The following is a 12,031-nucleotide window of genomic DNA, read 5'->3' as shown; positions in this document are numbered from 1 at the left end:
GCCCGGAGCCATGGACGGCCAGGCACCGAAAGGACCGGTGCCGTACAACTCGACGAAAGGACCCCGCGTGAGTCTTCGACGGACCATCGCCGCTCTGTCCCTGTCCGCGTTCGCCCTGGGCGGCCTCGCCGCCTGCGGGGGCGAGGACGATACGCGCGAGACCGCGCCCGCGCCCACCACGAGCGCGCAGGAGACCGCGAGCGTGCCGACCGCTGAGGAGCTGACCGGGCTGCTCGACCGCGCGTCGGACCCGGCCGTGCCGGTCGCGGAGAAGGTGGACCTCGTCGAGGGCGGCGCGGAGGCGCCGGAGATCTTCGACCAGATCGCCGCCCTCAAGGCCGAGCAGGGTGCGGGCGTGGTCATCACCGGTGTCGCGGAGGGCGACATCCCGGGCACGCTTATCGCTAACGCGGTGATCACGCAGCCGGGCCAGGAGGACATCAACGTCCAGGCGCAGTTCATCAACCAGGGCGGTCAGTGGCAGCTGCAGAAGTCGTTCGCCTGCGCGCTCATCACCAACGCCGGCCTCCAGCCGCCGGCCACCTGCGCGGCGCCCTGATTCGTCGCAACGCGCTGAGACTCCGCAGCGCCTGACCCGGTGGGCGCCCTGAACCCCCGGGCGCGTCAGCCCTCGCTGCGGAAGCGCAGCACCGAGTCCTCGTCGTAGGTCGTCCGTCGTCCCGATTGCGGGTCGACGTACACGGCCCGCGTCGAGGACTCGGTCGTCCCGCCCACCGGCAGAGCCGCCCGCAGGTCGATCGTCAGCTCGCCGGAGCCGGAGACCTCGTAGGACTCCACGTCGAGGGTGACGCCGGGGCCGCCGTCGGGCGCGGGGGCGGTGAGGGTGTCCGCCGGCTCGGGGGCCCCGGTGCGGGAGCTGATGGTGGCCACGTCGCCGTCGAGGTCGACGAGTTCGTACGTGGTGACCCGGGTGGGGGCGACGGCGTCGTCGACCTGCCGGGTGACCGTCCACCGGGCGCCGACCCCGATCTCGTCGGTGGGGAAGACGACGGTCGCGTCCGAGACGGCGCCGGCGGTGATCTCGACGCCGGCGCGGGCGGCGTCGGTCGCTCCCGCCGGCGCGGCCAGCGCCAGCTCGCGGATGACGCCGTCGGCGCCGCGGGTCCAGGTGACGGTGAAGCCGGGGGCGGTGGCGAACTGCGCGGCGCGACGCTCGTCGACCGAGGTGAACTCGCGCGCGGTGACGGTGGCCCGCTGCGCTCCGTCGACGTCCGGCTCGGACCGCCCCTCCAGGGTGAGCGTCTGCTCCGGGGTCTCGTCGAGACGCGGGTCGGCGCCGGGGACCTCGGTGCGTGCGGTCGCGGCGCGGGTGACGGCCACGACCGCGGGCTCGCGCGAGGGCCCGTAGGTCAGGACCCGCCGTTCCCCCTGCCCGGCGTCGAGCAGCTCCACGGTGGGGGCCGGGCCGGGATCCACCGTGACCTCGGGTTCGAGTGCCGGCGACCCCTCTGCCGCCCCGGAGGCGCCGCCCGCGGAGGTGCCCGGTCCCGCGGCGGGATCGGCGGCGTCGTCGTCGGCGCACGCGGCGGCGCCGGCCACGAGCGCGGCGGCCAGGGTCGCGGCGAGCACCCGCCGCCCGCGCCCTCCGAAGACGCCACCGCCGGGCACGCCGACGGCGCCACCGCCGGGCACGCCGACGGCGCCACCGCCGCGGAGCGGACCGCGCCGGGCGCGCGGGCGGGGACGGGAGAGGCCGGGGGTGTCGGTCGATCGCGGGTCCACGGCCCCGAGCCTAGAGGGTCGGCGCGCGAGGGCCGTCGGCGTCGCGGATCCGCCGCCGCCGGAAGTGGCCACCCACGGTCGCCGGGCCTGCGGCCGCATCAGGGATACTGGTGGCCATGACGGACACCGACGGCACGCGGCCCGACGCCGCGGGAGCGAGCACACCCGCACCCCGGGGTGCGCTGCCCGGATACTTCCGCGCCGGGCCGGTGGTCATGGTGGGGATCGGGGCGGTGGTCGTCCTGATCGATCAGATCACCAAGGTCCTCGCGGTGGCCCGCCTCGAGGGCGCGGACCCGATCGACCTCATCGGTGACACGGTGCGGTTGGTCCTGCTCCGCAACCCGGGCGCGGCCTTCTCGATGGGCACGGAGTCGACCGTGGTGCTGAGCGTCCTGGCCACGGCCGTGGTGCTGGGTCTGCTGTGGTTCTCGCGGCGGGTCCACTCGACGTGGTGGGCGTGGGGGCTGGGTCTCATCCTCGGCGGCGCCGCCGGCAACCTGGCGGACCGCTACTTCCGCTCTCCGGGGATCCTGCGGGGCCACGTCGTGGACTTCATGTCCGTGGGCTGGTGGCCGGTGTTCAACGTGGCGGACTCGTGCCTGGTCGCCGGTGTGATCGTGGTGGCGGTGGCGGTGCTGCGCAACATCGACTTCGACGGGTCGCGGGTCTCGGACGAGTCCGCCCCCGCCGCCAAGGGGGGCCCCGCCGATGGGTGAGGTCCGCACGTTCCCGGTCCCCGACGGGCTCGACGGGATGCGTGTCGACGCCGGGGTGTCCCGGCTGTTGGGCATCTCGCGCACGGCGGTGGCGGACCTCGCCGGTGAGGGCAAGGTCCTGCTCGACGGCCGGACGGTCGGCAAGTCCGACAAGCTCACGGGGATGAGCTGGATCGAGGTCGAGATGCCGGAGCCGCGGGCCGAGCCGGCGGTGGTCGCAGAGCCGGTCGAGGGGATGGCGGTCGTCTACTCGGACGCGGACATCGTCGTCGTCGACAAACCGGTCGGCGTCGCCGCGCACGCCTCGGTCGGTTGGACCGGCCCCACGGTGATCGGCGGCCTCGCGGCGGCCGGGTACCGCATCTCCACCTCGGGCCCGCCGGAGCGCAAGGGGATCGTGCACCGCCTCGACGTGGGCACCTCGGGGCTCATGGTGGTGGCGGCGTCGGAGCGGGCGTACACGCTGCTCAAGCGGGCGTTCCGCGACCGGACGGTCGACAAGACCTATCACGCGCTGGTTCAGGGCCACCCCGATCCGCTGTCGGGGACGATCGACGCGCCCATCGGGCGGCACACCTCGAACGACTGGCGGTTCGCGGTGACCTCGGACGGCAAGCCGTCGATCACGCACTACGACACGCTCGAGGCGCATCAGGCGGCGACGCTCGTGGAGGTCAAGCTCGAGACGGGCCGCACGCACCAGATCCGCGTGCACTTCTCCGCGCTGCACCACCCGTGCGCGGGGGACCTCACGTACGGCGCCGACCCGGTCCTGGCCCGGCGGTTGGGGCTGGAGCGGCAGTGGCTGCACGCGGTGGGCCTGGGCTTCGAGCATCCGGGCACCGGGGCGCGGGTGGACTTCACCAGCAGCTACCCGGACGACCTCCAGCACGCGATCGACGTCCTGCGCGAGGCGTGACCGTCGCGGCGCGGGCGCTCAGGGCGGCCGGGGTGGGGGTGGTGATCGTCCTGGCGCTGGTGACGATCCTCACCGCGTTGCGCACCGAGCTCCCGCGCTCGCCGGGGGTGATGAGCGACGCCCTGGGGCCCGACCCCGGCGAGCGGGTGGGTGACTACCTCGACCGCGCGGCCGCCTCGCTGGTCACCGCGGGCGGCGGGGCGGACCCCGTACGGGGCCCGGGTGTCGACGGCGACGACGACGAGGGCCTCGGCACCGATCCCGGGGCCCACCGCTGGGCCCTCGTGAGCGCGGGCCAGGCGTGGTCGGTCGCCGAGGCCGCCGGCGCGGTGCGGGGACTGCCGCGCGTCTCGGGGCTGTACGTGCAGGTGCCGGTCGAGGGGGTCGCGATGCCCGTCACGGCGGTGAGCGTCGTCGAGCCGGCCGCGGGGGAGAGCGGGCGCGTGCCGGTCTTCGAACGGGGTCTCCAGCGGGCGGCCGCCGGTCCCGTCGGCGGTGCCCCGGGGGTGCCGGGCCCGTCCGGCGCCGTGCCCGCACCCGCCGTGCCGGCCCCGTCCGGCGCCGTGCCGGCACCCGCCTCGCCGCCCCCGGCCGGTGGGTCGCCCGTCCCCGCGGGCACGGACCGGGCCGCCGCGGCCGCCGCGCTGACCGCCGCCCGCATCCGGGCGGGCGAGCCCGCGGTCGTCGGCCTGCTGGTCCGTGGCACCACCGACCAGCTGCGCATGGTGGCGGAGCAGCCGGGAGTGCGGGCCGTGGACGCGCTGGCCCCCGACGCGGTGTACGGGCGCTTCGCCGTCCGACCACTGCTACCGCAGCAGCGCGACGCGGTCGGGCCGCTGCCCGACGACGCCCCGGTGCCCGCGGCCTGACGAGCGCGCGGTGCCCGCTGCGTGGTGAGCCTGCGGTGCCCGCGGCCTGACGAGCCTGCAGCGTCGGCGGCCTGAGCCGCCCCCGTGCCCCCGTCCGCCGGGCCGCCCCCGTGCCCCCGTGCCCCCGTCCGCCGGGCCGCCCCCGACGGGCGGGGCTAGGGTGGCGCCGGTGAGCGGTGAGGCGGCAGGGGAGAAGGACAGGGCGGTCGCCGTCGGCATGACGGCGGGCGTCGCGGCATACGTTCTCTGGGGGTTCTTCCCCGCGTTCTTCCCGCTGCTCGAGCCCGCCGGGGCGGTCGAGATCCTCGCGCACCGGATCGTGTGGTCGTTCGTCGTCATGACGGTCGTGGTGACGGTGCTCCGCGGCTGGGGGCGGGTCCGCGCCGTGGACCGCTCCTCGTGGGCGCGCATCGGGGGCGCGGCGGTCTTCATCTCGGTCAACTGGGGCGTCTACGTGTACGCCGTCAATTCCGAGCGGGTCACCGAGGCGGCCCTCGGGTACACCATCAACCCGCTGGTCAGCGTGCTGCTGGGCGTGATCGTGTTCCGCGAACGCCTCGCCCGCCCACAGTGGCTCGCGGTGGCCCTCGCCGTCGTCGCGGTCGGGGTCCTCACCGCCGGGTACGGTCACTTCCCGTCCCTGTCGGTCATCCTCGCGGTGAGCTTCGGCCTCTACGGCGTGTTCAAGAAGAAGCTCCGCGTCGACCCGGTGACCGGGATGCTCGGCGAGGTCGCGGTCACCACCCCCGTCGCCCTGGCGTTCCTCGTCTGGCTGGGCGCCACCGGGGCGGGTACGTTCACCGGCCACGGCGCCGGGCATGCCGCCCTGCTCGCCTCGTCCGGCCTGGTCACGGTGATCCCGCTGCTGCTGTTCGCCGTCGCCGCGCAACGCATCCCGCTGGCCACCGTCGGGATGCTGCAGTACATCGTCCCGGTGCTGCAGATGGCGTGGGGACTGCTCGTCGTGGGTGAACGACTCGACGCCGTCCAGTGGGTGGGCTTCGCCCTCATCTGGGCCGCGGTAATCGCGTTCACCGTGGCCGGACGTCAGCCGCGCCGCGCCCGTGCTGGGGGTTCGAGGACTGTCGGTGATCCGACCTAGACTGTGGCGGACGAGTCCGTAGGAGGAATGCTTTCGTGGGCGATCAGTTCGTGCATCTGCACAATCACACCGAGTTCTCGATGCTCGACGGGATGGCGCAGATCGACCCGCTGTTCGCGGAGGCGTCGCGGCTCGGCATGCCCGCCGTCGGGATGACCGACCACGGCAACATGTACGGCGCCTCGGACTTCTACAAGCAGGCCAAGAAGACCGGGGTCAAGCCCATCATCGGCATCGAGGCGTACGTCGCCCCGGAGTCGCGGTTCGAGAAGAAGCGCATCCTGTGGGGCGAGAAGCACCAGAAGAGCGACGACGTCGCGGGTTCCGGCGCCTACACGCACATGACGATGGTCGCCGAGAACGCGACCGGCCTGCGCAACCTGTTCCGGCTGTCCTCGCTGGCCTCCTACGAGGGCCAGCTGGGCAAGTGGGCGCGCATGGACGCCGAGATCCTCGCGGAGTACTCGGAGGGGATCATCGCCACCTCCGGGTGTCCCTCGGGCGAGATCCAGACCCGCCTGCGCCTCGGGCACCTCAAGGAGGCCTACGAGGCGGCCGAGAAGTGGCAGTCGATCTTCGGCAAGGACAACTTCTTCCTCGAGCTCATGGACCACGGGATCGACATCGAGCGTCGGGTCCGGGAAGACCTGCTCAAGCTCGGTCAGGACCTGGGCATGCCGCCGCTCGTGACGAACGACTGTCACTACGTCACCCGCGAGCAGGCCCACGCCCACGAGGCCATGCTCTGCGTCCAGACCGGCAAGACCCTCGCCGACGAGAACCGCTTCAAGTTCGACGGGGACGGTTACTTCCTCAAGTCCGCCCAGGAGATGCGGGCCCAGTGGGACTCCGAGGTCCCCGGTGCCTGCGACAACACCCTGTGGATCGCCGAGCGCGTCCAGCCGTACGACGACATCTGGACCCCGCGCGACCGGATGCCCAAGTTCCCCGTGCCCGAGGGCGAGACGGAGGACACCTGGCTGGCCAAGGAGGTCCACAAGGGCCTGCAGTGGCGTTTCCCCGACGGGGTGCCGCAGGAGTACATCGAGCGCGCGAACTTCGAGCTCGAGGTCATCAAGGGCAAGGGCTACCCCGGCTACTTCCTCGTGGTCGGCGACCTCATCGAGCACGCCCGCTCGATCGGCATCAAGGTCGGCCCCGGCCGAGGCTCCGCCGCCGGTGCCCTGGTCGCGTACGCCCTGAAGATCACCAACATCGACCCCATCGAGCACGGCCTGCTGTTCGAGAGGTTCCTCAACCCCGAGCGGCCGTCCGCGCCCGATATCGATATCGACTTCGACGACCGCCGTCGCGGCGAGATGATCCGCTACGCCTCGGACAAGTGGGGCGCCGACAAGATCGCCCAGGTCATCACCTTCGGCACCATCAAGACCAAGGCCGCCATCAAGGACGCCGCCCGCGTCAACTTCGGCCAGCCCGGCTACGCGATCGCCGACCGCATCACCAAGGCGCTGCCGCCGGCGATCATGGCCAAGGACATCCCGCTGTCCGGCATCACCGACCCCACGCACGAGCGGTACGGCGAGGCCGCCGAGGTGCGCCAGCTCCTCGAGACCGACCCTGACGTCAAGCGGATCTACGACACGGCCCGCGGCCTGGAGGGCATGGTCCGCCAGGCCGGCGTCCACGCCTGCGCGGTGATCATGTCCTCCGAGCCGCTGCTCGACGTGATCCCCATGTGGAAGCGAGCGCAGGACGGCGCCCTCATCACCGGCTGGGACTACCCGTCGTGCGAGGACATCGGCCTGCTCAAGATGGACTTCCTGGGCCTGCGCAACCTCACGGTGATCGGCGACTGCCTGGAGAACATCAAGCTCAACCGTGGCGAGGAGATCGACCTCGACACGCTGAGCACCGACGACCAGGCGACGTACGACCTGCTCGCCCGCGGCGACACCCTGGGCGTGTTCCAGCTCGACTCCGGCGGCATGCGCGAGCTGCTCAAGCGGATGAAGCCCACCGGCTTCAACGACATCGTCGCCGCCCTCGCCCTGTACCGGCCCGGCCCTATGGGCATGGGTACGCACTGGAACTACGCCGACCGCAAGAACGGCAAGCAGGAACTGGTGCCCATCCACCCCGAGCTGGAGGAGCCGCTCAAGGAGATCCTCGGGGAGACCCACGGCCTGATCGTCTACCAGGAGCAGATCATGGCCATCTCCCGCGAGCTCGCGGGATACACGGCCGGTGAGGCCGACGGCTTCCGTAAGGCCATGGGCAAGAAGAAGGCCGAGGTCCTGGCCGCGGAGTACGAGAAGTTCTCCGGCGGCATGTTCGAGCGCGGGTTCTCCAAGGAGGCCGTCGACGCGCTGTGGGGCACCATCGAGCCGTTCGCCTCGTACGCGTTCAACAAGTCGCACGCCGCCGGCTACGGCCTGGTGTCCTTCTGGACGGGGTACCTCAAGGCGAACTACCCGGCCGAGTACATGGCGGCGCTACTCACCTCCGTCGGTGACGACAAGGACAAGGCCGCGCTGTACCTGTCCAACTGCCGCCAGATGGGAATCCGGGTCCTGCCGCCGTCGGTCAACGAGTCGCTGACCAACTTCGCCTCCGTCGGCAAGGACATCCGCTTCGGCCTCGGCGCCGTGCGCAACGTCGGCGCGCAGGTCGTGGACTCGATCGTCGCCGCGCGCGAGGCCAAGGGCGAGTTCACCGACTTCTCCGACTACCTCGCCAAGATCGATCAGGCGGCGTGCACCAAGAAGGTCACCGAGTCGCTCATCAAGGCCGGAGCCTTCGACTCGCTCGGCCACCCGCGCAAGGGTCTGTTCCTCGTCCACGCCGACGCCGTCGAATCGGTGATGTCCACCAAGAAGGCCGAGGCCGTGGGGCAGTTCGACCTCTTCGGCGGGGGAGACGACACGGCGGAGGACACCGGGTTCGGCGACGTGTTCGCCGTCCGGGTGCCCGACGAGGAGTGGGACACCAAGCAGAAACTCGCCCTGGAGCGGGAGATGCTGGGTCTGTACGTCTCCGGACACCCGCTCGACGGGCTCGAGGCGGCGCTCGCGGCCAAGACGGACACGTCCATCGCGACGATCCACGAGGGCGAACTCGCCCACGGCACCGCGGTGACCATCGGCGGGATCATCTCGGGCGTCGACCGGCGGGTGAATAAGAACGGTGAGCCGTGGGCGATCGTGACGATCGAGGACTTCCACGGCAGCGTCGAGGTGCTGTTCTTCCCCAAGACCTATCGCATCGCCGCGCTGGACATCGCCGAGGACGCGGTGGTGCTGGTCAAGGCGCGCATCAACATCCGCGAGGACCGCGTCTCCGTGTTCGGCGACACCCTCGAGGTGCCGGACCTGGTGGTGGGCGGGAACGGCGCTCCGCTGGCGCTGACGCTGCAGACTCGCATGTGCACCATCGAGACCGTCACCGCGCTCAAGCAGGTCCTTGTTCGTCATCCCGGCCCGTCGGACGTGCACCTGCGGCTGGTCAACGGCAGCAACTCGACAGTCCTGCGTCTCGACGACCAGCTGAGAGTGGAGACGTCGTCCTCGCTCATGGGGGACCTCAAGGCGCTGCTCGGCGCCGGCTGCCTCGCGGGCTGACCTGCGCGCGCCGGGCCCCCGCGAGCGCGGGCTCGGCGGTGCGCGTCGCGGGCGTGTCGCGTGTGCGCGCCGCAGCATCCTCCCCGGCCGGCCTCGGGTGGGGCTGCGCGGCGGTCGGCGGGCGGGCGGGGGGCAGCGATCCACAGCTAGCCGNCGTGTGCGCGCCGCAGCATCCTCCCCGGCCGGCCTCGGGTGGGGCTGCGCGGCGGTCGGCGGGCGGGCGGGGGGCAGCGATCCACAGCTAGCCGTCGCATGTGCACGCTTCGGCCGACCCCGCCCTGGGCAGACGTTGACCAAAGTGACGGCTGACGGAAGAGGGCCGGCGCGGCGTCCGGGTGAGACACCACTCCGGGGCGCGGCTGGGCATCGGAGGGCGGTGGCGCCGATCCGAAGTTAGCCGTCGCGTGTGCACGCTTCGGCCGATCCCGCCCTGGGCAGACGCTGACCGAAGTGACGGCTGGCGGAAGAGGGCCGGCGCGGCGTCCGGGTGAGACACCACTCCGGGGCGCGGCTGGGCATCGGAGGGCGGTGGCGCCGATCCGAAGTTAGCCGTCGCGTGTGCACGCTTCGGCCGATCCCGCCCTGGGCAGACGCTGACCGAAGTGACGGCTGGCGGAACAGGGCCGGCGCGGCGTCCGGGTGAAACACCACTCCGGGGCGCGGCCGTGCATCGGTTGGGCGGGGGCTTCGATCCGAAGCTAGCCGTCGCCTGTGCACGCTTCGGCCGGCCCCGCCCTGGGCAGACGCTGACCGAAGCGACGGCTGACGGAATAGGGCGGGCGCGGGGTCCGGGTGAAACACCGCTCCGGGGCGCGGCTGGGCATCGGGCGGCGCCAGGTTCGGCCGCCCCGCCTGCCCGTCGGTGGCCCTTGGGTGCGTCCGACGAACGCGGGGGCGGACGCGAGGTCGCCGACCGGCCGGCTGCTCCCCGGATTCCGTCGGTGATGATCGTCCGTTGTGCCGGGCGTCGCACGGGCGAGCACGACGTCGTGGCCTCCACAGGCCCCGCCCGTGTCCAGGTGACCGGTTGGCGGTGATCGCGGGCACGGTGGGACACTGGTGGTCGTGACCGCCACCGAACCCGCGCGTACCCAGGTCGTGACCACCGACGACATCGACGCCGCAGCGCGTCGGATCGGCGATGTCATCCGGTCGACCGACCTCCACGTCAGCGAGCGGCTCAGCGAGCAGACCGGGGCCCGGATCCTGCTCAAGCGGGAGGACCAGCAGGCGGTCCGTTCCTACAAGATCCGCGGCGCCTACAACCTCATGGCGCAGCTGACCGGCGACGAGCGCAGTGCGGGCGTCGTCACCGCCAGTGCCGGCAACCACGCCCAGGGAGTGGCGTTCGCGTGCCGCGTGCTGGGCATCAACGGCCGCATCTACGTCCCGACCAACACTCCCAAGCAGAAGCGCGACCGCATCCTGGCGCACGGCCGCAGCTGGGTCGAGCTCGTGGTGACCGGCACGAACTTCGACGCCGCCCAGGCCGCCGCGCGCGCTGATGCGGCGCGCACCGGGGCGACCATGGTCCCGCCGTTCGACCACCCCGACACGATGGCCGGGCAGGGGACGATCGCCGCCGAGATCCTGGCGCAGCTCGACGAGACCCCCGACGCCGTGGTGGTGCCCGTCGGCGGCGGCGGGCTGGCGGGCGGCATCGCCACCTACCTGGCCGAGTACGCCCCGGACTGCAAGATCATCGCCGTCGAGCCCGCCGGCGCACCGTCGCTGACGCGGGCGCTGGAGATGGGGGAGCCCGTCACCCTCGACACGGTCGACACGTTCGTCGACGGGGCGTCCGTCGCGCGGCTCGGCGACTTCCCGTTCGGCGTCATCTCCTCGATGACCGAGCGCATCCAGGTCCTCACCGTGGACGAGGGCGCGGTGTGCACGGAGATGCTGGAGCTGTACCAGAACGAGGGGATCATCTGCGAGCCCGCGGGCGCGCTGGCGGTGACGGCCCTGCACCAGCTCGACATCGACGAGGGCGCCACGGTCGTCTGCATCATCTCGGGTGGGAACAACGACGTCTCGCGGTACAGCGAGATCATCGAGCGGTCCCTGGTCCACAAGGGTCTCAAGCACTACTTCCTGGTGAAGTTCCCGCAGGAGCCGGGCCAGCTGCGTCGCTTCCTCGACGAGGTCCTGGGGCCCGAGGACGACATCACCCTGTTCGAGTACCTCAAGCGCAACAACCGCGAGTTCGGTGCGGCGCTGGTGGGTATCGAGCTGGGCTCGGCCACCGGCCTGCACTCCCTGCTCGAGCGGATGGACGCCTCCCGGATCGACTGCGAGCGCCTGGAGCCCGGGACCGCGGCCTATGAGTACCTGACCTGACCGGACCCTGCCCGGTGGCCCGGCCCCCACACGGCGGCGGCCCTACCGGACGGGTGCTCGTCCGGTAGGGCCGCTGCCGGAACAGGTCCCCCCTGTGGTCCCGGCGATGTCGTCAGAGGCGCAGGCGCGCCGTCGGGATCACTCCGCGGGCGCGGCGGAGCCCCCGGCCCCGCCGATGGTCTCGAAGAGACCCGCGATCGAGCCCTCCGGGATCTCGCCCAGCGAGCCGGTGAGCCCGCCGCCCTCCTCGGCGGACGCGGACTCGATCGATCCGGCGATCACCTCGCCGAACCCGTCCGGGTCGATGACACCGGCGAGATCCCCGATCGACCCGGTGGACCCCTGGGCGACCTCGACCGCCGCCGCGATGGAACCCGGGTCCAGGAGACCAACGACCGACCCGACGCTGCCGGCGTCGGCGCCGCCCTCGCCGGCCAGGGAACCCTCCACCGAACCGGCGAGCTCCTGGAGATCGAAGATCGTGAGCAGTGAGCCGGCGTCGAGGCTCCCCTCTTGGGCGGTGGCGGCGGGCGCGCCGAAGGCGACGGCGAGGCCGAGCGCACCGGCGACCGCGGCTGACCTGGTGAGTGTGCGAGCAGAGATGGTAGCCATCTAGTTCCCCCTAGGTGTGGCGTACGGAGCCCCCGCCCCTCGCGAGGGCCTGTGCCCCGTGTTCGGAGCGGCGCCAACATTACAATCCGGTCGAGTGATTGCCAACACATTTCCGCCTACTTGAGCGGAAGTGGAAAACTAGCTCT

At 72.2% G+C, this 12,031-nt stretch carries 9 protein-coding genes; 7 read left to right on the top strand and 2 right to left on the bottom strand.

What is annotated here, in order from left to right; translation table 11 throughout:
- Positions 1-67: 67 nt before the first annotated feature.
- A complete protein-coding gene (locus RWK90_RS15845; protein WP_314038584.1) occupies positions 68-559 on the top strand; it encodes a hypothetical protein in 492 nt (163 codons plus the stop codon).
- Positions 560-624: 65 nt separating this feature from the next.
- Here the strand turns inward: RWK90_RS15845 and RWK90_RS15840 are convergent, their stop codons facing one another.
- Positions 625-1,743 (bottom strand): DUF6263 family protein, encoded by a 1,119-nt coding sequence (locus RWK90_RS15840; RefSeq protein WP_314038583.1) that lies wholly within the window; start codon positions 1,741-1,743, stop codon positions 625-627.
- Positions 1,744-1,859: 116 nt separating this feature from the next.
- Between RWK90_RS15840 and lspA the strand changes: the two genes are divergently transcribed.
- The 6 genes from lspA (at position 1,860) to ilvA (ending at position 11,273) form a co-directional block, all read left to right on the top strand.
- Positions 1,860-2,462, top strand: coding sequence for a signal peptidase II (gene lspA, locus RWK90_RS15835; protein ID WP_314038582.1), 603 nt, complete (start codon positions 1,860-1,862; stop codon positions 2,460-2,462).
- The gene (locus RWK90_RS15830) at positions 2,455-3,381 is read left to right on the top strand and encodes an RluA family pseudouridine synthase (RefSeq protein ID WP_314038581.1); all 927 of its coding nucleotides are present in this window, start codon (positions 2,455-2,457) and stop codon (positions 3,379-3,381) included. The genes lspA and RWK90_RS15830 overlap by 8 nt, the downstream gene beginning before the upstream one ends.
- Positions 3,378-4,250 (top strand): hypothetical protein, encoded by an 873-nt coding sequence (locus RWK90_RS15825; RefSeq protein ID WP_314038580.1) that lies wholly within the window; start codon positions 3,378-3,380, stop codon positions 4,248-4,250. The genes RWK90_RS15830 and RWK90_RS15825 overlap by 4 nt, the downstream gene beginning before the upstream one ends.
- A 169-nt stretch (positions 4,251-4,419) precedes the next feature.
- Positions 4,420-5,352 carry an EamA family transporter RarD gene (gene rarD, locus RWK90_RS15820; RefSeq protein WP_314038579.1) on the top strand — a complete coding sequence of 311 codons (933 nt, stop codon included), beginning with the start codon at positions 4,420-4,422 and terminating at the stop codon, positions 5,350-5,352.
- Positions 5,353-5,387: 35 nt separating this feature from the next.
- Positions 5,388-8,933, top strand: coding sequence for a DNA polymerase III subunit alpha (dnaE, locus tag RWK90_RS15815; RefSeq protein WP_314038577.1), 3,546 nt, complete (start codon positions 5,388-5,390; stop codon positions 8,931-8,933).
- Between the two features lie 1,065 nt (positions 8,934-9,998).
- Complete coding sequence (gene ilvA / locus RWK90_RS15810; protein ID WP_314038576.1) at positions 9,999-11,273, top strand: threonine ammonia-lyase IlvA; 1,275 nt, start codon at positions 9,999-10,001, stop codon at positions 11,271-11,273.
- Between the two features lie 138 nt (positions 11,274-11,411).
- Here the strand turns inward: ilvA and RWK90_RS15805 are convergent, their stop codons facing one another.
- Positions 11,412-11,885, bottom strand: coding sequence for a hypothetical protein (locus RWK90_RS15805; RefSeq protein ID WP_314038575.1), 474 nt, complete (start codon positions 11,883-11,885; stop codon positions 11,412-11,414).
- Positions 11,886-12,031: the final 146 nt, after the last annotated feature.

This window comes from Dietzia sp. CH92 (assembly GCF_032248695.1).
Classification (GTDB): domain Bacteria; phylum Actinomycetota; class Actinomycetes; order Mycobacteriales; family Mycobacteriaceae; genus Dietzia.
Note: the sequence above shows the minus strand (reverse complement) of the source record. Positions and strands in the feature narration are given on the sequence as shown.

Bases quoted from the DNA above. Each gene is read 5' to 3' on its own strand.
- RWK90_RS15805 (WP_314038575.1), bottom strand. From the start codon at position 11,885: ATGGCTACCATCTCTGCTCGCACACTCACCAGGTCAGCCGCGGTCGCC.
- RWK90_RS15830 (WP_314038581.1), top strand. From the start codon at position 2,455: ATGGGTGAGGTCCGCACGTTCCCGGTCCCCGACGGGCTCGACGGGATG.
- lspA (WP_314038582.1), top strand. From the start codon at position 1,860: ATGACGGACACCGACGGCACGCGGCCCGACGCCGCGGGAGCGAGCACA.